The organism is Enterovibrio norvegicus DSM 15893 (assembly GCF_900115495.1).
Classification (GTDB): domain Bacteria; phylum Pseudomonadota; class Gammaproteobacteria; order Enterobacterales; family Vibrionaceae; genus Enterovibrio; species Enterovibrio norvegicus.
This window is the reverse complement of sequence record NZ_FOWR01000005.1, coordinates 10,166-34,355: the sequence shown is the minus strand read 5'-3', so window position 1 is coordinate 34,355 and position 24,190 is coordinate 10,166. Positions and strand designations below refer to the sequence as shown.

Genomic DNA, 24,190 nt, shown 5'->3' with positions numbered 1-24,190 from the left:
CGACGCAGCGACCACTGAGTGCTTTGGAATAAAAGCCACGTACGATTTTGCGATTTTCACATTGAGTACTGTTCAATCTAGTTCAATAAACCTTTAACGCTCGCAGTGAATATGGTGATAAAAGTCACACAAGATGACGCAAAACATACAGCATGAAATCTGGTATCAGGAGCCAACATAATCATTGAAGGTTCGTAGCAAAATCACACCGAGACATCACTCGCATTGAGAAGCTCAATAATAGTGATGTACACAACGAATTCAGGATCCCAACCATACCTTGTTTTTAATAAGAGAAGACGCTCACTCTTTACACAGAAATAATCGGTATATTCATCAACATCATTAAAATATTTAAATGAATTTAATTTAACCAACTAAAATAATTAACATTTAATTAATATAAAAATGCATACCGGAAATGCACCCACTGTTTTAACACCACACTTAAAAAATTAAATTTTGGTTTAATAAGCAGCATGCCGAGAAAAAACAAAGCAGTTATTGTTCACTTTATAACTTAGAACTTTTAGGCATATAAATTTGTTATTGATGCATAAGAGCATGCACTATCATCTCCGCCATTCTGGCAAATAGCCCGCCAAACCGCGCTCCGCGTTGGCTCAGGAGATGTAGCACCAATAAAGATGGAATGTTAATACGCCGTTGGCGGTTTAACAGTATTTTGAGGAAATGGAACTTACCTCCCTACATTTGGCTAGTGTTTAACCACTGCGCCCTCTAACAATAATAAGGAAACACAATGGCACTAAGCGTTATATTTAACCTCGCGATATTCATTGCGTTAATCTATTTCCTTTATACGCTCCAATCTAAATACGTTGCTTTCACAAAACGCGTATTTACAGGTTTAGGTTTGGGGGTCGTATTTGGTGGCTTATTACAACTGTATTACGGCGCAGGCTCAGATATTATTGCAACCAGCATTGATTACTTTGACATTGTTGGTAAAGGCTACGTAAAACTGCTTCAAATGATCATCATTCCATTGGTCATGGTGTCGATTATTTCCGCGATATTAAAACTCAATGGCGGATCTTCACTGGGTAAAATCAGTGGCATGACCCTTGGTGTTCTGGTCGTTACAACCATGATTGCAGCGCTTGTCGGTATCGCATGGTCAGTGATGTTTGGTCTGTCTGCTGAGGGCCTCACTGCAGGTGCAGCAGAAATGGCGCGCGCGGAAGCACTTCAAACCAACTTAGGCAAAGTCGAAACCATGTCTTTCGCCAACATGTTGTTGGAATTCATCCCTGCTAACCCATTTTTAGACATGACAGGGTCTCGTAAAACGTCGACCATTGCAGTGGTTATTTTCTCTATCTTTGTGGGCATTTCTGCCACGGGTATAGCCAGCAAGAAACCAGAGATTTTCGCGTCATTCGAACAGTTCATTAACGTCGCGCAAGCGATCGTCATGCGCATGGTGACATTGGTTCTACGCCTTACGCCTTACGGTGTGTTGGCTCTGATGACCAAAGTCATTTCAGGTTCAAACTATGCAGACATCGTAAACTTGGCGAACTTCGTTCTCGCCTCTTACGGTGCGCTGTTCAGCATGTTTGCTATTCACCTTGCGATTATCGCAATGATCGGCCTGAACCCTATTCGTCACCTTAAGAAAATCATCCCTGTTCTGACATTTGCATTCACGTCTCGCAGCAGTGCGGCGTCTATTCCAATGAACGTACAGACACAAGAGAAGGCCTTGGGCATTCCAAACGGTATTGCGAACTTCGCAGCATCATTTGGTTCAACCATCGGTCAGAACGGCTGTGCGGGTATCTACCCTGCCATGCTTGCAGTGATGATCGCGCCAACCATGGGCATCAATCCGCTAGATATCAGCTTTATCGTGACACTTGTAGCTATCATCACCATCAGTTCATTCGGTGTTGCAGGCATCGGCGGTGGTGCAACGTTCGCAGCGCTCATCGTGCTGTCAGCGCTTGATTTCCCAGTGGCGTTAGCGGGTCTATTGATTTCTATCGAACCCTTGATCGACATGGGCCGTACCGCGCTTAACGTGTCTGGCTCGATCACTGCAGGTTCAGTGACCAGTAAATTGATGGGTGAAACCAACATGGACGTCTTTAACGATGGCCAACCTGTCAATCTAGATGGCGAAGATACGACGGCATAAGCCTCTAAAAAAGCAGTCTCACCAACGCAACGATTCATAAACGTAAACAACAACGAATAAACGTGGGGGCTATTGCCCCCACGTTTTGCTCAACATACCCAAACACACACCTACAGAACGCGCTTCTTAAGGCTGCTTGGGCATAAAAGCATTAAAGACTTTTTAGGATACAACCCATGAAAATAGTGATTATTGGTGGTGAAGCCGCAGGCATGAGCGCTGCAGCAAAGGCTCGTCGTGTAAACCCAAACGCCGACATCATTGTGTATGAAGCGTCAGAGGTAATTTCATTTGGTGCCTGTGGCCTGCCTTACTACGTGGCAGATGAATTCCAAAACCACGAGTACATGTCTGAATTCACACCTGCGCAATTTGCTGAGCGTGGCATTCAAGTCAATATCGGACATCGCGTCACAAAAGTAGATGCTGACAATAAGAAGCTAGAGATTACACATAAAGACGACGTATTCGTAGCCCACTACGATCGACTGATGATCGCCACGGGAGCGAAAGAAGTGTTCCCCCCAGTGTCGGGCTTAGATAAAGACGGCGTGTTCACGCTTCGCGTCATGAATGACGGCATCGCACTGAAGCAAGCCGTCGCGCAAGAACACTGCAAAAACGTCACCATCATTGGTTCGGGTTTCATTGGCTTAGAAGTCGCGGAAGCCATGGTGCATCAAGGCAAAAACGTACGCCTCATCGAACGTGCTGAGCGTTTGATTCCAGACGCGTTTGACCCTGAAATCAGTATCCACTTCTATGACGAGCTGAAAAAAGCCGGCGTTGAAATCCTGACCAGCGAGTCGTTACTCGCGATTGAAGGCGATGCCAAGGTTACGCACATTACGACAGATAAAGGCACATACTCTGCAGATTTGGTGGTTGTGTGCACAGGCGTAAAACCTAATACCGCGTTTTTGAAAGAAACCGGCATTGAAACCCTACCGAACGGCGCAATTCGTATTGACCGTCAAGGTCGTACGTCATTGCCGGATGTATGGTCTGCGGGTGACTGCGCGACGATTTGGAACGCGATTTCAAACAAAGACGTTTACATTCCTCTGGCGACCGGCGCAAACAAATTGGGCCGAATGATTGGCGATAATATCGCGCAAACAGATGGCGATGCGTTCGAATTCCCTGGCTCACTTGGCACCAGCTGTGTTCGCGTTATGGGATTGGAAGCAGGTCGTACAGGCTTGTCCGAGCGTGAAGCAATTGACGCAGGCTTTGATGTGAAAACCTTGGTGATCAAAGACAAATGCCACACGAACTATTGTGATGGTCAATCAGACCTTCACATGAAACTGATTTATGAAGCAGGCACAAAGCGCGTGCTGGGCGCACAAATCGCAGGATACAAGGGCGCAGTCCACCGCATTGATGCGATGGCCGTTGCCGTCACCATGGGTGTGACAACCACACAACTTGGCATGATGGATTTCGCTTACGCGCCTCCTTTCTCTCGCACGTGGGACATCATGAATGTTGCGGGGAACGTCGCGAAGTAATTCTCGATCCATATTTCTAGAGTCACCCCCCATTTGTCTTAAGGCCAGTAATCACTGGCCTTTTCTCATTTCGGTATGCAATTACTGAACTGGCTCACACTGGCAACATTGCGGCATGTCCTTTTCATCGTTAGGCTAGTTTTATCGTGTTAAAAGCGTCAATGGTTTGAAAGCAGCAATGCTTTCAAACCACCTAAGTATTGAAACAACCTAGGTATTGAAACAACCTAAGCATTGAAACAACCTAGGCTTCGAAACTTTCATCATTTAAACGCTTCACACGATGCTACGCGCCCGAATTGCGCAGCCTCCCACACCCTTCTGTTCGTGGTGCTTACGCGCAATCTGCCCCAAGCATGATAAGAATGTTTTTCTTACTTTTCATTCGCTGACACAGCGATGAACTGACACCACAAGGACACTGTGACGTAATGAAACAGATCAAAAACCATACGCTGCTTTCAGCGCTGTGCGACAACCTCGACAACACCATTGCCGTGACTAACCCTGCAGACCAAACCCTTATAGGGCATGTTCAAGCACACTCGCGGGAAGAGGTGGAAGCCACGATTCTCCGCGCTCGCGATGCGCAAAAGGCCTGGGCAAAAACCACGGCAAAGCAGCGTGCAGCTATTTTGATGCGTTGGTACGAGTTGTTGATGGAAAACCAAGAAGATCTCGCCCGCATAATGACCTTAGAACAAGGGAAGCCGCTGGCTGAATCTCGTGGTGAAGTGGCGTATGGCGCGTCTTTCGTCCAATGGTTTGCAGAAGAAGGTAAGCGCGCATACGGCGAAACAATTCCAACCCCCTTGGCCGACCGTCGGATCATGACGATCAAACAGCCTGTGGGTGTCGCAGCTGCAATAACACCATGGAACTTCCCCATTGCCATGATCACACGCAAAGCCGCACCAGCCCTTGCTGCTGGCTGTAGTTTTGTTGCAAAGCCTGCCATACAAACGCCGTTGAGTGCGTATGCTGTGGTCGAACTTGCCCGCCAAGCTGGGCTGCCTGATGATCTTCTTGCTGTCGTCACCAGCGAAGACGCTCCCATGATCGGCGATGTGTTTTGTAATAGCCCACACATACAAAAAATCTCGTTCACCGGCTCGACCGATGTCGGGCGTATATTGATGAAGCAAAGTGCAGAATCTGTAAAGCGCGTCTCCATGGAGTTAGGCGGCAATGCCCCATTCATCGTGTTTGATGACGCGGATATCGACTTAGCGGTGAAAGGTGCAATCACGTCAAAATTCCGCAATGCAGGACAAACTTGCGTCTGCGCTAACCGTTTCTATGTTCACGACGCGGTGTACGAAGAGTTCGTTCATAAATTCTCGCTGGCTGTTGATGAACTCACCGTCGGCAACGGATTGGATGACGATGTTGTTATCGGCCCGCTGATCGACGACAACGCCAAGCTCAAAATTAAATCATTGCTCGACCAAGCCCTTCAACAAGGTGCGACTGTGTCAGCTGGCGGTGATGATTTGGGCGGCCAATTTTTTGAACCGACCGTGCTCACCCACGTTTCGCACAGCATGGACATTGTTCAAGCTGAGATCTTTGGCCCTATCGCGCCAGTGATTCGTTTCAGTGATGACGAAGAATTGATCGAAATGGCGAACGACACCATTTATGGATTGGCCAGCTACTTCTACAGCAAAGACATCAACCGTATCTTCAAAATCGCAGAGGCACTGGATTACGGCATGGTCGGTGTTAACGAAGGTGTTATCTCGACAGAGGTCGCCCCCTTCGGCGGCGTGAAACAATCTGGCATCGGACGAGAAGGCGCTAGACAAGGTATCGATGAATACCTCAACACCAAATACATTTGTCTCGGTAGCATGTAGCTTTGGGACATATAGCTTTGTGAAACATAGCTTTATCGAATATAGCTTTGTGAAACGTAGCTCGGTGATATCTAAGCGACAGCGCCAACGAATCTACATCGATGACAGAAACAAAAACAGAGGCATTCGCCTCTGTTTTTTTATTCTCTTTACGCCAACACAGTGCGCCGACATGAAGCCGTTGGTCGTCTGAGTTAACCGATCCCTGCCAGTTCCCTCGTCAACGTCTCCGCAGAAACCTCTTTGCACCCTGACGTATTTTGACCGCTCCACAACGGAGAGAAATCACGTTTGCCCATCTTCTCAAAGTGACTCCGTAACTGCCCCATTTCGATGGACGAATAGGGAAACGCGGGCGCCAATTCATTGATACATCCGAGCTCTGTCATTGCGCGATTCATGATGCCTCGCGCAGGACGACCCGAAAAGATGTTCGTGATGGCAGTGTCTGCCTCTGATGCACCTTTGATGGCATCTCGATGCAGAGAGGATGTTTTCGCTTCTGAACAAAGCATATAGCTTGTTCCTACCTGCACAGCACCTGCGCCTGACGCCAACACGCGTTGCACATCGTCATGATTACCAATTCCACCAGCGGCTATCACAGGAATCGAAACCGACTCAACAAGACAAGCTAACAGCGCGTTCATCGGCGACTGAGCAGACAGATCGTTAGAAAGAAACATGCCTCTGTGTCCACCTGCTTCACTGCCTTGTGCAATGATGGCATCGGCACCATTTGCTTCAAGCCAACAGGCTTCTTCAACGGTGGTTGCAGACGAAATCACCTTCGTTCCCCAACGCTTCACACGTGCGAGTAATGCCTTGTCAGGCAAACCAAAATGAAAACTGATGATAGGAGGTTTCAATGATTCGATGGCATCCGCAATATCATGATTGAAAGGCATTCTGCTTGCGCCATTAGGATTTGGAACACATTGTTCATCGACCTCATCAAAATACGGCGCTAAACATGCTTGCCATCGAGCGTGACTGTGTTCATTGTAGGCAGGCATGGAATGACAGAAGAAATTGAGGTTATAGGGCTGTGTTGTTGCTTCGCGAATACGCTGCGTTTCATTGACTATCTGATCAATGGTTAACATGCCACAAGGTATTGAGCCTAAGCCACCAGCACGACACACCGCGATAGCAAGTTCACTGTCTTGCACGCCAGCCATTGGCGCTTGAATGATTGGCAGTTCCGTTCCCAATAATCGCTTTACACCTTCCCTATACACGCATTTTCCTTCATCAATTCCAGGTCACTATTTAACGTTAGGTTATTGTTTAGCGTCAGATTACTGTTTAATACCCACAATCGTTCGCGCTGAACCAATTTTTAAACACATATTGCCTGCGTTTAAACAGCCACTTTTAATGAAAGGATCTTCTTCATTACTTTCCGTTACGATCACTTCAAACGCTTCTTCAACGGGCATGCCTATCAAACCGTGGTTCGCAGTGAACATCGCAATTTCTAACTGTGATGATTTCCGATCATTGCTGGATTGAAGGTGAGTGAGACTGATGCCTGAGTCAACAGTACGATAAAAGAACATTGCCCCCCAAGTGACATTCGAGACAATTAAAAGGAGTAACAGAATAACGGTACTTTTTTTCATCAAATTCTATGCCTTATAACAACCACATTTTGCCTATTTTGGCGTTCATACAACCCTATTATTGTGGTAATACGATGAAATTGAGAAAGTTTCTCACCACCTTTTTCGACGAGTGTGACATTCGTAGGCATCTGTAAAAACATGGAAATGTTTATCATAGGTGTCAGGTCTATATGAACTCACGTGTATTGGTCGTTGATTTTACCATCAGCATTGGTGTAAAAATTCATCATTCGCGCTTGTTCAACTTAACTTCTTTGCGCGAATGTGAGGCGTGACACCGTAATTAAATGAAACGGTGCGACACTACGCTCAATTCCAAATTCCCTATTAATAATGAAGGAAAGAACATGTCTGATGTACCCGCTGCCGCAGTGGAAGTTGTAAGTGCGGCGCAAACAGCCGCCGAGTCTTCTGGTGCAATCTGGCCATACGTTGTTGGTGGTATCGCACTGGTTGTTGCGGCTGGCTATTTTGGCTTTAAACGTATGAACCGCCCTACCTTCGTCATCAATCAGATCCGTAAACGTAATCTGAAAGCGATGAAAAAAGAAGGTGTTGAAAGCAATGAAGCGACCGTTGATTTGGACAAACTCTTGTCTTCTATTGAACGTCACTCCATTGAAAACAAACTGTCAGGCTCTGACATGATCAAACTGCTTGCACCGTTGAATGACAAAAACCGTATGCAGTCAGCGAAAGACATGTACCTCACCATGCAGCACATCGCGCGTGAAATTGGTGACAACCGACTAGCCGGGGAGTTTAAAGGTAAATCTTCAGGCGTGAGATCAAGTTCTAAGCTGATGTCTGGTCTGCTTAAACGTGCTGGCATCTAATACTTAGTGAATGCTCAGTGTGATTGCCTACCTTGGCGATCAACACTGAGCACATCTACCGTCAAGGGCATCTACCGTCAAGGGCATTTATCCTACTGGCATCTCACACACTTTTCCTAACATGCCTTACTTAACCTCTAAAAACATAATCCCAATTCTTTCAGTTCACGCTCAGCCTGAGATGCTTGCGTAAACTGAATCGCAGACAGGCCCACCTTACGTGCCCCTTCAACATTCTTAGCAACATCATCGAGAAACACGGTTTCGTTAGCGTTCAAGTCGAAGGTATCGAGGAGTTGATGGAAAATATCGGCGTTGGGTTTTAAGCATCCCACTTCTGCAGACACAATCGCGCCATCGAACAATGGCCAAAAATCGTATTCTTGTTTGAGAAAAGACACGATTTCATGAACATTGTCTGTCAATGCATACGTGGCATATCCGGCCGTTTTCAATCTTTTCATGAGCGCAACGGTGCCAAACAACGGGATCTGCGTTTGCTTTATGTAATAGAAAAGCCGCTCTACTTCACTGGGTGACAGGGAAAGTGTTTGCACGTATTGGTGTTTGGCTTCTTGCTCTGTCAATTCGCCTCGGTTGAGTGCCAGCCACAATTCTTGCTGGAACACGCGCTTAGAAAGTTCAGTGGCATCAACATCGTCGCCAAATGTCAGCCGGATGATCTCAACAGGGTTCCACCTGACCAACACATTGCCCACATCAAACACCACGTTTTTAATGTCTGGGTTCGTCATTTTTCTCTCCCTAAATGTTTATTCGTGTTTTTGTTTAAATGGTGTGAGCGACGGTGACGCATCTTTTCATCTTTACTATTTCATTACCGCTTTTCCGCCAATGATTTTGTAGGCGGGTGTACCACGTACGAGGGCTTCACGGCCAAACACCGTTCCGCAATTCGGGCACTCACAGGGTGTGGTAGTAAAATCTGTCACGATGCGTTCTTTGAAACACTTCACCAATGCGCCCTTTCCGCCTTTTCGGTATTTAAACAGCGGACTTTTACACTTCGCGCAGAGGATATCTACCGTACGTGTGGGGCCTTTTTTGTTCGGTTTTGCCATACTCACTCTCCCTTTCAGCTGGGATAGTACTTAAGATCTTAATGTTATCCAATTGGTTAGGTATCTATCACGCTTCACTCAAAAAACTGAGAAGATGCTTATATTTATGCGCTCCGCCTTAACATCGCATTTACAACTCGGCTATCCTCTCATCTTATTCCGTTCTCACCCTTACCGTTCGGAACGCTGTACAAACGCAATGGTGTGTAGCCTTAATGACCTTCCGTCATTCATGGCTTGACACTGCTCATATGGAAATCGCCAACATTGGAGCGTTGTATGAAATTGAAATCCCTGTTTAAAACCCTCTCTATTGCTACTGCTATCTCGCTGGCTGGCATGAACACCGCTACCGCTGCAGCAGATAGAGACTACATTCTCGCTACCGCATCAACAGGCGGTACGTACTACCCTGTCGGTGTTGCGCTGGCGACACTGAGTAAAGTGAAGCTTGAACCTAAACATAAGTTCTCCCTTTCTGCTATTAGCTCTGCAGGCTCTGGTGAGAACGTAAAACTGCTTGGCGAAAACGAAGCTCAATTCGCGATCCTTCAAGGTTTGTATGGCGCTTGGGCATGGAACGGTGACGGCAAGCTAAAACAGGCAGGTCCACAAAAAGATCTCCGCTCAGTCTCCATGCTTTGGCAGAATGTTGAACACTTCGTCATTCTAAGTGACATGGCAAAAACAGGCACTGTTGATGATCTTAACGCGATGAAGGATAAGAAATTCTCCATCGGTAAGAAAAACTCCGGCACCGAAGGGTCTGGCCGTCAAATCATGTCAGGTTTAGGCATCGATCCTGAAACGTTCAACCTGGCATACCTGGGTTACGGCGCAAGTGCTGATGCACTGCAAAATGGCACCATTGACGGCATGAACATTCCTGCGGGTGTGCCAGTGAGCGCAGTCACACGTGCATACGCGTCTATGGGTGAAGATATCCGCATTCTGAATTTCACTGATGAGCAAATGAAAGACGCGAACGGTGGCTACAACTTGTGGACACGCTTTGTGATTGATGCCAACACCTACCCAGGTCAAACCGAAGCAGTAAACACCATCGCACAACCTAACTTCCTTGCAGCGCGTAGCGACCTGAAAGAAGAAGACGTTTACCTTCTAACAAAAACCATCTATGAAAACCTCGCCTTCTTGAATGGCATTCACAAAGCCACTAAAGCTATGTCTCTTCAAAAAGCGATTGATGGTTTGCCTGTACCATTGCACCCAGGTGCTGCACGTTACTACAAAGAACAAGGCATTGAGATTCCAGCACATTTAATTGCAGACTAATACGGAATCGCTTCGTTATTTTGGAGGCAATGTAAAGCGCTGACACCGCACCGTCAGCGCTTTCTTCATCAGGACATCGTGCAACTGCCGCACGTTAGAAGGAAACATGACAAATCATACGCCTGACGGAACAAAGGCTTCTTCAGACACCGATAACGCCCTGTCTCAATTTGAATTGACGCAACGAACAGACTTCCCACTGCTTACTCGCATTGTCACCGTCATTGGTATCTTGCTTTCACTTGTTCATATTTGGTTCAACACACTCGCGACGCTCTCGGAGTTGTGGGTTTCTTCCGCGCACTTTGCGGGCTTCGCCGTGATGGTGGCGTTAACATACCCCGCCGCGGCAACATGGCGAAAGAGTAAATTCGCTTTATCCATCGATATCACCATCGCTATCGCAGCGGTTGCGTGTTTTGTTTACATCATTTTTGGCGAAGATGCGCTGTATGAGCGCGGCGTGAAATTCGTCACGTCAGATTGGATCTTCTCCATCATCGCCATTCTTATCGCACTCGAACTCATTCGACGCACCATGGGCTGGTTCATTCCTTGCTTGATACTTGTCGCACTGACCTATGTCGTGTGGTGGGGAAGCTGGATAGACGGCATATTCTCCTTCCCCGGCCTTTCTGCAGAAACCATGCTCTATCGCGCTTTCTACAGTTCTGAAGGCATGTTTGGCCCTATCTCCCGTATTTCGTGGAGTTATGTCTTCATGTTTATTCTGTTTGGCGCATTCTTGGTTAAATCTGGTGCGGGCGATTACATCATCAATATCTCGCGAGCGGCGGCAGGAAAAATTATCGGCGGCCCCGGTTTTGTTGCTGTTCTGGGTTCAGGCTTGATGGGATCTGTTTCAGGTTCAAGCGTGGCGAATACCGTATCAACCGGTGTTATTACTATTCCCCTCATGAAGAAAGCAGGCTTTCCACCCCGCTTTGCCGCAGGCGTTGAAGCCGCTGCATCCACGGGGGGGCAATTGATGCCTCCAGTCATGGGCGCAGGTGCGTTCATCATGGCGTCCTATACGCAAATTCCCTATGTGGAAATCATTGCCGTCTCTTTCGCTCCTGCATTGATTTACTTTTTGTCTGTGGCCTTTTTCGTTCGCATAGAGGCAAAACGTTCCGGCGTTCACCATGTCGAAACAGAAACACAATCCATGCTTTCCGTGCTCGTCTCCGGTTGGCACTATCTGATTCCTTTGGCCGTGCTCGTCACCTTGCTCGTGATGGATTTCACGCCAACCTACGCGGCCGGTATCTCAATCATATCTGTCGTTGTCGCGTCATGGCTGTCTCCTAACCGTATGGGAGTGGCAGACATTTTTGATGCACTGGCGCAAGGCGCTAGAAACATGGCAACCACGGCAGTCTTGCTGACGGGCATTGGTCTTGTGGTGAATGTCATCAGTACCACAGGGATCGGCAATACATTCTCTTTGATGATCAACGATTGGGCAAACGGTAGCTTGTTCATGATGTTGGTTTTGGTCGCGGTTGCTTCGTTAATTCTGGGGATGGGTTTACCCGTAACGGCGAGCTATATCGTTCTCGGTACCCTTTCAGCGCCTGCAATTTATGGATTGATTGCCGAGCAGCAACTTCTTGAGCTTCTCACCACGGGACAATTACCGGAAGAAGCAAAAACCATCTTTATGCTGATCGCCCCCGAGCAACTCGCTGCACTGGGTGCGCCCATGTCGTTCGAAAGCGCGATAGCGCTCGTTGGCATAGTGCCTGATGATTTCAAAGCCACCTTGCTAGAGCAAAGCTTAGGCCCTGTGACTGTTGGACTGGCATTGCTTTCAGCGCATTTGATCATCTTCTGGCTATCGCAAGACAGTAACGTGACGCCTCCTGTCTGCTTAACAGCCTTTGCAGCAGCAACCATTGCGAAAACGCCGCCAATGGCGACAGGCTTTACTGCATGGAAAATCGCAAAAGGCTTGTACATCGTACCCTTGCTGATGGCCTACACGCCATTGGTGTCGGGAGATTTCCAGCAAGTGGTTGTGGTGACCGGATTTTCTATTTTGGGCACATGGTCATTGATTGCGTGTTTGGAAGGTTACTTAGAGGGCCCGATTAACATCGTCCTTCGTGCCGTGGCTGCAGGTTTAGCTGCAATCATGATGTGGCCAGGGCTAGACATCACTTTCCGTGTTGTGGGTGCAGCGTTGTTTATCGCGTTGCTTTTGTACAGCCGAAAGCAAGCCGCTGTCGTAACAGCGTAAGGCTTGATTGCTGATTGAAACGATAAAACAACACAAGTCATCCTTCAAAACTGAAAAAGCGCCCTTCGGGCGCTTTTTTGTTTCTACCGGCTTAGCCAGAAAAGGGCTGTCTAAGCGTGAGTTATTCTTCGCTTTCAGGGGCCGGCGTGCTCCCTGATCCTTCGGGTGGTTCGATATTCAACACAAAGCTGTCCATCAAGCCCACCATACGTCCAATTTCTGGCTTGGTGATCGTATCGTTCGCACCTAACTCAATGGCTTTACGACGATTATCATCACTCATCAGTGACGAGAACATGACGATAGGTGTCGTTTTGTATTCTTCAATTTCTCGGAGACGCTTGACTAAGTGCATACCGTCCATTTTGGGCATTTCCACGTCGGTTACAATGCCATCAACGAACTCTGAAATGGGGAGGTTTTCCTCATTACACAAACGCACAAACTCTGTTAGCGAATCCAGTGCTTGACCGCCGTCTTTCGCCGAAATCACGTTGTACCCCGCTGACCGCAGTGTGTTTTCAATCAAGCGCCTGATAAAGGCGGAGTCATCAACCACCATAATGGTTTTCGCTTCTCGCTTGGCCATCATTACATCATCAATGACCACGCGTTTGTCTTTGGTGACATCGTATTTTTCCATACTGAGTTCTGGATTGATGTCAGCAATGACTTTCTCGAAGTCGAGGATCATGATGAGGTTGGTGTTCTGTCGAACAACCGCCACAACGCAATCCTGATCAGATGCCTCAAGAAACTGGGAAGGAGACTCGACTTCTTCCCAAGAAATTCGGTGTATGCGGCTCACGCTATCGACCAAAAAGCCATTCGCCATGCGATTGAAATCAGTCACGATAACGACTTTGTTTTCAAGGTCATTTTCAGTCGGTACACCCAACCAGCTGGCGAGATCGACCAAAGGAATAAGTTTTCCGCGTAACGAAAACACACCCAACACATTCGGTTGCGCATTCGGGTAATCTGTTGTGTCAGGAACGCGTATGACTTCTCTGACTTTTGCTACGTTAATGCCGTAATAACAAATCTTCTTGGAACCATCTGGCTGTTTTTTTAACAAGCTAAACTCGATAATCTCGAGCTCGTTGGTTCCACTTTCTGTCAAGATTGAACTTTTTAGTTCTGTACTCATGCCAAATCTCGATGGGTTTATGACGCGGAAATGAAAAAATGTACTTTTACAGCATAGTCACGATCTATAAACAAATGCCTCATTAATCAAAATTTATCGTGCTTACTCTCAAATCATCTCGGATTCGTTAATCCATTTTGAGGGCTTGTTGCTCAATCAACGCGTTAATGATCGCACTGGTTTCCGCGCCAGCAACGAGATGTAAACCAGAACTCGTAATGTCCATCTGTTGCAATTCAATGTCTTGCTGCTGGCTACCCGAGATAATCCCCAACCTGATAGTGCCTTGTGCATCTAGAGTGGCTTCGTCAATGTAAGGAAGTAGATCATTCACGTCAGGGTTAGCACCTAAATCTGGTAGTAAGCCACTGATATAAAGCACGTCTTCACCCAACTCAAAATCTGTGACGATGTCACTATTGGTGGGAGTGCTCAATGATGATTCAAGCCAAGTGAATACGTCATTACCAGCCCCACCAGTGAGGATGTCATTACCCGTACCCGCTTGCAGTGTGTCATTTCCGTCTAGCCCAAACAGGCTCTGTCCTCCAGCTTGCGCTGATAGGTTGTCGTCGGCCGCGCTCCCAATGGTATCGCCAAGGTAAAGGTTACCCTTGTTCACCATCGCTTCTAGTAACTCCGATTGAGAGAGTCCAGAAGATGCACCTCCTACTAACGCATCAAGGCTCACGCCAGAAAACGCGATATGTTGAATCTCACTTCCGCCATTACTGATGCTCAACAGTGCATCACCATTTGATTCGGACAATGACAATGATTGTGTGAGCACATCGAAACTTAACAGTTGCGCGACATCCATTGCAGCACTCAAATCAATGAGATCGATGTTAGGCTCAAAATCCATGACAGTGTCCGTCGATGGCGCCGAACTTGACCCCAGATCAGACGCCGTCCATACGAAACGATCTTTCGCGTTGTCACCGTTACCGTTTAGTAAACCGCCCCATAGTGTGTCGTCTCCTTGCCCCCCAGTCAGAATGTCTTCGCCCAAACCACCGATTAAGGTATCAATGTTCGCGCCACCCTCTAACCTTGCCGCTTCAGCGCCAGAGACAACCATGTTTTCTGCTGATGCATCTTGTGCAGCAATTGCGCCTTGGCTTGGGTCAATGACAGAGATATTGAGATCAATCGCGGAGGACGCCGCGCTTTCTTGGTCTGTCGATGAAATCGCAACAACCTGTACTGTCGTCGATTGCGCGGTGTTACCCATGACATGAAGCTGCGAAAGTTCTGTTGGCGTGAGCGTTAAAACACCACCAACAGGCCCCGTGCCTAGAGCAACGCCTTGTGCATTTACGAACGTCATGTCATTGGGAATGCCGCGAATTTCAACACTCAGTGTCTCAGCGGCATCGGTCAGTGCAGCGACTAAACCAAGAAGCGGAATAATCGCTGCAGTTGCACCGCCAACAGACGCAGACTGCGCATTGTTCAATACAAGCGTCGGCACATCCGGTTTTGGTGTGACGTTCACGGTGATAGTGCTTGAGTCACTGAGTGCGCCCCCCGAACCCGTGTTGCCATTGTCGTTAACAGATACGGTTAATGTCTCTTCACCCGCGAAGTTCGAACCGCCGGTATACAAGATCCCACCGCCGCCAGATTCCCCCAACAATGCATTAATTGCATCCAGTGGACCTGCCAGTTTGAGATTTGCCGTTCCCTCTCCCGTGATCGTGATGCCTGTCGTGTCTGTCGACGCAGGAATGGACAGCACACCTTCCGTTGCCGATATCTCAACCGTTATCGAATGACCACTGGTTTCATTGGCGTCCACATCGTTAATACGAATAGACTCAATCAAAAGAGGCGTGTCTTCATCGACCGTTAATGCTGTCGCAGGCACCGTCAGTTCAGGGGCATCATTAACAGGTGACACCGTCACATCTATCGTTTGATTCACCCATAGCGTGCTTTCCGCTTCTACGCCGTTATCGACAGCGCGAATAGACACAGACAACTGCCCATCCCAATTGAGTTCGTTAGCATCTCCCGGTGTGAAAAGTAACGATGACAATGCCGTTTGATTAGCAATGATGACCCAACTTCCATCAGGCTGTTTGACCGCACTGCTTCCAGGTGCCACATCGCTTGGTAAACTCAGCGTGGCTGAGTCCGGCACATTGGTGACAACAATTTTTATGGTCTCTGCAGGGTTTTCAGAAATCGCGCTGCTACCGCCGCTGTAACTTGGCCCCTTATCGATAACCTGAATATCTAACGGCAATGTAATGGTTTCATCTTCCGCCCCTTCGACAGACATGGTGATGTCCGTATCAATGCCATCGCCAATGGGGTTAACTTGAATATCAACCGACGTAGAGTGGGCTTCTGGCGAGGACAAGGTTGCCTCGTCGGTGTAAACAACGAGCCCGACATTGAAGGTGCCGCTAAAGTTATTTGGCGGGATCACCACGATATCGTCGAAATCAATGGTTGTGCTGTTCGCGGGAACACTGATCGTCCACTCTCCGCCCCCACTGTTTTGCACTAAGTGACTGCCAAGTGTCGAGACTTGGAAGTCATCGGGTAAACCGGTGAGTTTGACCGACACTATGCGTTCTGATCCATCCAGATCGTTGAGTTTTGCTTCTAATCCGGTTAACCGAATACCGCCTGTTGCATCTTCGTCACCTTGGATCGGAGACGTGTTTCCTATAAAGTCGACGGGATCATGCACAGCAACCACATTGAACGAGACTTGATTGGTCACTACCCGCGTTGAAGTGGCATCGGGTAAACCAGCGTCATCGTTTTGAGCCGTGTCTGTTACCGTCGTTTTAACGGTCACGTTGACAGGGCCACTGTAATTTTCAGTAGGTTTGAAATAGATCGAAGAAAGTTCAGCTTCCGTCACTGTGATGCTTTGCGCACCATTTAAGCCATTTTCATCCACAAATTGCCCCATCGTGCTGTCAACGCTCAATACAATTTGTGTAACACTTTCTACGCCTTGTTTAATGTCGGTATCCGGATCGTCCAATACCGTTGTGAATGAAAGTTTTACAATGCCATCTTCTAACGCTTGTCCTGATATCGGCACTGAATCAGCAGGATCGGAAACAGGTTGTTTGTCTGCACCCAATCCATCCGTTTCAAGCACGTTGACGCTGACTTTGACACCATCAACCTCTGGCGCAATGACCACGGTAAAACTGTCGTCTGTTTCTTTGGTATGACCGCTCACTGTATCTGTTGTTACCCATTTGACTGGAACAACAAAATCACCCGCGAAATGGGTCGGCAGCCCTAACCCTATGCTCGAAAGATCGTATTCGCCGCCACTTCCCACGGTGACTTTCGCCACGTATTCACTGGTTTCGTAATTAAACTCCATGCCTGTCACAGACACATTGGCGGGTAAGTCACCGGCTTTGATGATCATACTGAGTTCATCATCCGCAGCGTCTGCACTGTCGATAGCGATACGCCCGTTCAATTGAGTGCCCAAATCAACATTGGTGTCTTCAATCCCAGTGATGTTTTGTACATCCACTAAGGTCACGGCACCGGCTTCTTGGGTGTTGTCCGTGGATCCAGTGAAGTTAAGCGTAAGTACAACGGGCGCTTGTTCATCAATGGCGCTCGCATCGCCTTCATTGTTGTCACCTTGGTCTTGCACTTCTGCAACCACCTTGATGAAAACGGGCTCACTTAGAGGCGTTGACGTGGATATTTCCAGTTGTGCTAATCCACTTTTTGGCACTGTCCAACTGCCATCGCCATTGTTAATGCCACCCTCAATGAAGAAATTATCAAAGAAGGCTTGATCAGGTGGGTCAAACTCAGACCCTGCTGCGTCTTTCACAAACGAAATAACAACAGAGTCGATCACTTCATCGCTCGAGCCGTCGGTATTGATGCCTTTATAAGTCACAAACGCCAAACGCTGATTGGACGCAGACAGTGAAATCATCCCCGTCCCGTTATCACTGACTGCCGTTACCGCGGTATCGCTGCCATTGAGCAATGCAATGCTGCCATCTTCTACCACCGCGCGGATAACCACATCAAGATCACCCGTGATGACTTTAGAATCAATCACGGAAGAATCTACATCTGTTTGTTGCACAGTCAGTTCTACGCTGAGGCCTAGATCGCGATCAGCATCCGAATTGTCTGGCGCTTGCATCAGTACGTTACTGCCACTGTTCAGCGCCGAAACTTGTGCACTCGTCAGCACGACCTTGCCATTCACGAAGGACAACGGCGCAGATTCGCCCTGAATCGTTAGGGTGTACCCCGCAGCAATGGCAGTCGCCGACATATTGAAGGTGATTGCAGTAATGGATTCGTTTTTATCTGTAAAACCTTGGTCAGTCGAAGGTCGCCAATTGATGGGAATATTCGCATCTTCATTGCCTTGTGACCCCAAGGTGTAATCTGACGCATCAATGCTTGGTTCAATGTGCACAGTCACTGCTTTGCTCACCGTCAGCGTGTCACCATCGTCTTCCGTGACCACGATGATCACGTCCAAAGTGATGTCTTCAGTGCTCCCTAGTGGGGGAACCAACTCCACGTCTTCTAAGCCATCAACCTTGGCTTGATACTGAGGCTCACCTTGCGCATCCACACCAGCGTAAACGAGGTTGATTTCCTGCTGGTTGTTATCGTAAAGCTTTACGCCGGGCGGAATATTTGTCACCAGCGTGGTTAGGGTTTCAGAGTTATCTCCCGCAAGTGCTTTACCGTCTTCACCCGATTTGATTTGGAACGACAGTGATACCGAGCCGTCTTCTTTAATCGTGGTTTCGATGCCAGTTTCTATGCCGTTTTCAATAATGGGTGTCCACACATTGCCTGTGTCAGCCGTGATAACAGGTTCGTCGGCGACACCTTTCACCGCAATATTTAGCACTTTTGATGCTGTTTCGCTGATGGAAGTGACACTCGACGCCACGCCAGCGGCATTCGTGATCGTTATGGTGTCTTTCACCACACCCCGAACGTTAATGGAAAAGTTGCCGTTGGCTTCAGGTGGTGGCAAGAAGGTTAAACCTGGCACTTCCGTATAAGCGATTTCGTAAACACCGTTGATGTCTGTCACCTCAGAACCGTCAGCCAGTAATAAGGTCGCGCCTTCTGGGATGTCTGAAATCCACACATACAATGCTTCTGAACCGTCAACATCAGCCGAATCCGTTAAACTGATATGAGGAGAAAGGCTAATGGCAGTATCTTCCAAGCCATTCGCGCGACTGACCTTTAACGTGGTGGTATCTGCCACTGGATCGACAGCCACTGTGACTGTCCTCGCTTGCGAATCTGCCGTTTGTTGACCCGACACAAATGGCGAAGATTCTTTGCTCTGCGCAACAACGGACAAGGTAATGTCGCCCGAAAAATGCGCGTTCGGTTTCACCACGATGTTATTGATATCGACAGCTGAAATTTCATATTTACCATTCACAGGCGACAACGTTTGCCCATTGAGCAACAAGGATCCCTCACCGCTTTGCAGGGTGACAACATAATTCAGGCTTTCTGAGCTATCCGCATCTTGCAGGTCAGCAACCAAATTCAACGTTGCACCGTCACTGTCTTCTTCAATGCTGTAAAACAGCACGGTGTCTGTGTCGTTCCATTGCGGTGTGTCTGCAATGCCATCGACAGTGATGGTGAACGTTTGATCCGCAAGTTGTCGCTGATTGCCTTGGTTGTCTTCTACAAACCCTGTCACGGTAAACGAAGGGATACCATTTGCGGCGGAATAATCTTGGTCAGGCACGAAGGTGACGTTTTGCAGCGTCCACAATTCATTTTGCGCATCAGGAGAAAACAACGCCCCATCAAGCCTCACTTGACCGCTACTCACCTGATCAACAGAGAGAGGAAGCGCCGTGCCGTTTGCGTAAAACGTGCCATGAGCGTCATTCGGCAAGGTGATGAGTACATGGTCAACATGTTCACCTTGGTCGCTGTCCCCCACATCAACCGTCATGCTGACTTCGATGCCATTTTCTGGATTCAGAACATTTTCATCGTTCGGGTCGAGATCTCGACCTTGATCTTCAATGCCACTCGTATTCACCACAATCAATTGCGGCTCATTATCCACCACCACAATTTGCGTCGTGCCAACAACGATGTCGCCGTCCCCATCCAGGATCTCGTAGCTAAAACTTTCTTCAATACGGTTTTCAGTCGTCCCCAGATGGTCAATGTCTGGGTTCGCGATAAACTGAACGTTACCGCTACTTTGAATGACCAACGTCCCCAATGCTTGTCCACCCACACCTTCGGTGACGTCAAAGCGGTTGTTGACCCCTTGAACCAGCTCATGCTGCTCGCCATTGATGGTGACAGATTTAATCACCGCATCGTCTGCCCCTCGGTTTCGACTGGGCAAAATGGTGACGCGAGAAGAAGACGCTCCTTCTTCGGTGACTAAGCTACCGCCGCCAACACCTACGCCATCCGTTTCGAGTGAGAACGGCACATCATCCACAACATTGACGAGAATATTTTTCGCCTCACTGACATCACCATCGGCATCCGTCACGCGAATAGGAAGTTGCACAGACACGGTATCTTTGCCTTGAACCGAGTGATCAAGCGCACCCGTCAAGGTAAAGGTGTAAATGCCTTGGCTACTCAAGGTCACCGTAAACACAGGGCGTGTGCCTGCATATCCGGTATACACTTTCGAATCACCTGATTGGACGGGCTCTGACAACGTCACCGCGATGCCATGGGAGGTAATCGTGTTATTCGCAGCAAATAAGTCTACGTCGAGCGCATAATCAGTGACAACGTCACTTCCACTATCAACAACCAATTTGCCACGCGCCGTATCGCCATCAGTCCCGGTACCGCCCGGGGTTGTGCCTGCACGGTTTGCGTTTGAACCGCTGCCATTCGCGTTAATATCGCTTTCTTCAACGGTTAACGCTGGCGCACTGGAAATAACAGGGGGCTCCCCGTCAATAATATCGACACGCACATCAACAGGCGTCGCCAACCAGTCTCCATCGGTGTCTTTTACTTGAACGGGGATTTTGATTTGAATCTGATCGCCATCGATATCCACTAAACCGGTGAGACTTGTATCTTCGACATGGTCAATGGGCATGGAAATGTTGACAGATACCGTCGCGGCGAGTCCTATCCCCCCTGAAATTTGATCAGCACTGAACGTAATCACGATCGCTTCAGTACCATTCACTGTGCCCTTTAGGGTTGCGCTGGGTTCGTCATACGTGAAGTTGAGCGCTTGCCCCTCACTGGTGAGATTGGCATTGAGCGACGCGATCAACGTCGACACAGACGCCGCTGCAATACCGATACTGCTTGGAAGTAACCTGTCAGTGATCGTACCGATATTAAAACGGGTTGCCGACGAATCAGGGTAACCCGTTTCTGTCCCTTCAGGTGTGAGATCTGGTTCATCCACTGACACCACAACATCAGTCGACGGTGAAACCGAAGGATCAACATCATTCAATGTGATGGTGAATTGCCCATCGACGATGTCACCGTCGGTGTCTTTCACACGCACACCAATAGGCAGCTCGATGGTATTGGAGGGTTGGTCAATAGACAAAAGTTGAGCGACTGAATAGCTGCCGGTGGGATCGTTGTTTGCATCCACGTCGAGCGAAATAGTGAGCACTGTAGCACCGTTGTTTTGCGCTGATGCATCATCAATAAGCACACGGATTTCGTCAGTCACACTCGAAAGAGGGTGGGGTTCAACGCGCGTTTGATATCCATTACTGGTTAGCGCATCCAGCGCTGCCTCTAGCCCCGCAGGCACAGTGAAGATGATACTTTCGACCGCGTCAGAACCCTCCGTCAAACCTAAGCTGAAACTTTCTGTTTGACCGATTGAGCCAGTTTTAGGATCGAACATATCGGCATCAACAGGGTTTAAACTCGGTGGTGCTCCATCTCGCACCACCAATTCGAAATCACTGGTATCGAAATCACCATCAACATCTATCACGCGAACACCGAGTGGTAAGGTCACGGTGTCTGATTGGTCGAGGGCTTCAGATAACACCACTTTGTATTGCCCCGTTTCAGGTAGCAATGTCACCGTAAGCACAGTGATGACCGAGCCATCAGCAGCGGTATACCCCAAGGTTATCGGGTCAGACGACCCATTAATTTCCATGCCAGCCGGAATCAACGCCAAGGCATTGCCATTACTGGTCAGCGATTCCAATTGCGTTATGAGCGATGGCGATACGTTCCATACAATCGATTCAATACGATCACTCCCCACCACAACGCCGAGGGATGTCGTTATTTCTGAAGGCTGCGCGTTAAATGCGGGATCAGTGACGTCAGAATCAGACGCTTGAATGGTTGGCGTTAACCCATCAACCACACTGTAACTGACGTTAATAGGCGCATCGAGCAAGTCACCATCGGAATCTCGCGTTTGCAGTTGAACGTCTATGACGAACGTTTCAACCGCCTTCCCTTGCCCATCAATGGACTGAATGAATTTCACCCAGTGATTCGCGCTGTAGGTCGCGCTATTTTCATGGTCTAACGGTTCGGAAAGTACCCAATTTGAAGATACTGTTAGCCCCTTCCCGTCATCGGCTTGCGAAGAGATTAACGTTAGCGTTGCTACAACCGTGCCATCAGGCTTAATACCGTTCAGTACAATCGTGCCTGACGGTGATCCTGACGCAATAGCGAATGTCAGCCCTTCACCGTCTGAGGAAAGCGTATTCAGCTCATTCAATAACCCTGGCACACCACTTTCTTCATTCAGGTTAGAAATGAAGATCGAATCTGGTAGCAGCCTGTCAGATCCAGCAGCAAGCGTAATCGCACCAATAGCGGGTGCTTCTGGTGTGCCTGGCGTGGTTTCTTTAATGCCATAATCACCAGAGATAACAGCGGCAGCGCCCGAAGCATTATTTCCATCTTCCAATGACACGGTGAATGCAGCTTGAACGGTATCACCGTCTTTGTCTGTCACATCGACAGTGACAGGCACAACAATATTGTCTTTGTCGTCGGTATTATCCATTGCTGCATTTTGGGTCACGACATAGGCGTAGGAACCATCTGCTTGGGGGGCAAGCATCAATGAAAATACCGTGACCGAAGGATCCGACGCCAAAGTAACAGTGATTGCAGTATCAGTGATGGTGTATTGGGTTGGCTCTCCATCACTGGTTATGGACTCAAGGACACTGATAAGCGCTGGCGTCGCGCTAAATCGTACATTTGCGAGCGCATCACTGTTGATATCTATATTTAACGGGATAGGTTCCGATATATAGTCCAACTCATTTTCATTGTGCGTGTGGCTGCTTGGGTTTGCAGAAGAATTGCTACCATCAATGATGGCCACATTCATCTCGACGGCTTCCCGCAAGGCATTTCCACTCGCATCAAGCGCCTGAATCGGCATTGAAAACAGGATGGCATCCCCGACCACGCGCACCAAGCCTGTTCCATCATCAGCAATATGATCGAGCGGTTTATACAAAGTAATGGAGGCATTGAGTGTGGCATCTCTTCCAGATGCCTCACCAGATATCGAAAGGGTAAGCACTGTTTCACCGTTAACGCTTCCCGTCAGGGTTTTACCGTCATCGCTAATGGCATACGTCACCGCATTGCCGTCACTTTTCGTTTCAGACGCGAGTTCAGAAAGCAGTGATGACAGCCCTAGGGTGTCGAATACAAAGCTATTTGGGTCGATGGGCAAGGAGCCAGAAGCAACGAGCAGTGTGGCGTCTACAGTGACTGGGTATCCATCACTTGCATCCAGCGTTGCAAGATCACCTTCGCGAATAGAAAGCCCAAAAATTTCCCCGCCAGCGGCAGAGATGACGGCAACATCATCATCGTCAACAATCGTGGAAGCTTGCGGTGAATAACTCGTCGAAAAACCTGCCTCGGCTAATACACTTGTGAAGTTGTATTCGATGATGGCAAAACCACTGATTGATGAACTCAACACACCACCAGCCGCAGGAGCCTCAAACTCTTGTGTCGGGTCTGCGCCTTCTAAAATAGCCTGTTGCAACGCACTAATGTCGTCATTCAGCAAGGTAATTGCTTGAGAAGACTCTTTAAAATCGAAATTTTCCGCCAGTGCAATCGCTTCTATTTCACCTTCATTGATACGAATACAGGTCGCACAAGGCTCATTGACGAGGACGGGCACACCATTTTTCATCACGACGTAAGCGGCGTTAGGCCTCGCGACAATTGTGTCACCAATTAATACACCGTTTGCGAAAGGAACGGGCTCAGCGACACCGTCTCTTATCACATAAAGTTGACCACCAATGACGGTAAGTTGCGCATCAAAGGTTGGCGCAACTGATGGTGCTCGAGTTTGCTCGTTAGGTTGTTCATTTTCTCTCTCAACGTTGCTAATTACTTTCTCGTCCATGCTCTCCGATCCTCGCTTTTCTT

At 48.2% G+C, this 24,190-nt stretch carries 12 protein-coding genes; 6 read left to right on the top strand and 6 right to left on the bottom strand.

The window, feature by feature from the left end:
- Positions 1–763 precede the first annotated feature (763 nt).
- The 3 genes from BM082_RS04245 to BM082_RS04235 all read left to right on the top strand — a co-directional run bounded on the left by BM082_RS04245 (position 764) and on the right by BM082_RS04235 (position 5,537).
- Positions 764–2,164 (top strand): L-cystine transporter, encoded by a 1,401-nt coding sequence (locus BM082_RS04245; RefSeq protein WP_074925420.1) that lies wholly within the window; start codon positions 764–766, stop codon positions 2,162–2,164.
- Between the two features lie 176 nt (positions 2,165–2,340).
- Positions 2,341–3,678, top strand: coding sequence for a CoA-disulfide reductase (locus BM082_RS04240; protein ID WP_074925417.1), 1,338 nt, complete (start codon positions 2,341–2,343; stop codon positions 3,676–3,678).
- Positions 3,679–4,109: 431 nt separating this feature from the next.
- Positions 4,110–5,537 carry an NAD-dependent succinate-semialdehyde dehydrogenase gene (locus BM082_RS04235; RefSeq protein ID WP_074925414.1) on the top strand — a complete coding sequence of 476 codons (1,428 nt, stop codon included), beginning with the start codon at positions 4,110–4,112 and terminating at the stop codon, positions 5,535–5,537.
- A 194-nt stretch (positions 5,538–5,731) separates the two neighbouring features.
- Here the strand turns inward: BM082_RS04235 and BM082_RS04230 are convergent, their stop codons facing one another.
- Together BM082_RS04230 and BM082_RS04225 are read right to left on the bottom strand one after the other, a co-directional pair.
- Positions 5,732–6,778 carry an NAD(P)H-dependent flavin oxidoreductase gene (locus tag BM082_RS04230; RefSeq protein WP_074925412.1) on the bottom strand — a complete coding sequence of 349 codons (1,047 nt, stop codon included), beginning with the start codon at positions 6,776–6,778 and terminating at the stop codon, positions 5,732–5,734.
- Positions 6,779–6,838: 60 nt separating this feature from the next.
- Complete coding sequence (locus BM082_RS04225) at positions 6,839–7,162, bottom strand: Imm58 family immunity protein (protein WP_017010936.1); 324 nt, start codon at positions 7,160–7,162, stop codon at positions 6,839–6,841.
- A gap of 350 nt (positions 7,163–7,512) precedes the next feature.
- On the opposite strand from BM082_RS04225, the gene BM082_RS04220 reads away from it, so the two are divergent.
- Positions 7,513–8,001, top strand: a complete 489-nt coding sequence (locus BM082_RS04220; protein ID WP_017010934.1) for a hypothetical protein — start codon at positions 7,513–7,515, stop codon at positions 7,999–8,001.
- Positions 8,002–8,138: 137 nt separating this feature from the next.
- Here BM082_RS04220 and BM082_RS04215 read toward each other — a convergent pair whose 3' ends face one another.
- Together BM082_RS04215 and BM082_RS04210 are read right to left on the bottom strand one after the other, a co-directional pair.
- Entirely contained in the window at positions 8,139–8,756 is a 618-nt protein-coding gene (locus BM082_RS04215; RefSeq protein ID WP_074925410.1) for an HAD family hydrolase, read from the bottom strand.
- Positions 8,757–8,831: 75 nt separating this feature from the next.
- Positions 8,832–9,083 (bottom strand): hypothetical protein, encoded by a 252-nt coding sequence (locus BM082_RS04210; protein WP_017013725.1) that lies wholly within the window; start codon positions 9,081–9,083, stop codon positions 8,832–8,834.
- 279 nt (positions 9,084–9,362) lie between these two features.
- Here BM082_RS04210 and BM082_RS04205 point away from each other — a divergent pair, with 279 nt between their 5' ends.
- Together BM082_RS04205 and BM082_RS04200 are read left to right on the top strand one after the other, a co-directional pair.
- The gene (locus BM082_RS04205; protein WP_017013726.1) at positions 9,363–10,379 is read left to right on the top strand and encodes a TAXI family TRAP transporter solute-binding subunit; all 1,017 of its coding nucleotides are present in this window, start codon (positions 9,363–9,365) and stop codon (positions 10,377–10,379) included.
- 106 nt (positions 10,380–10,485) lie between these two features.
- The gene (locus tag BM082_RS04200) at positions 10,486–12,621 is read left to right on the top strand and encodes a TRAP transporter permease (protein WP_017010930.1); all 2,136 of its coding nucleotides are present in this window, start codon (positions 10,486–10,488) and stop codon (positions 12,619–12,621) included.
- A 121-nt stretch (positions 12,622–12,742) separates the two neighbouring features.
- Here BM082_RS04200 and BM082_RS04195 read toward each other — a convergent pair whose 3' ends face one another.
- A complete protein-coding gene (locus BM082_RS04195) occupies positions 12,743–13,771 on the bottom strand; it encodes a chemotaxis protein (protein ID WP_017008507.1) in 1,029 nt (342 codons plus the stop codon).
- Between the two features lie 127 nt (positions 13,772–13,898).
- Complete coding sequence (locus BM082_RS04190) at positions 13,899–24,167, bottom strand: retention module-containing protein (protein WP_074925408.1); 10,269 nt, start codon at positions 24,165–24,167, stop codon at positions 13,899–13,901.
- Positions 24,168–24,190 lie beyond the last annotated feature (23 nt).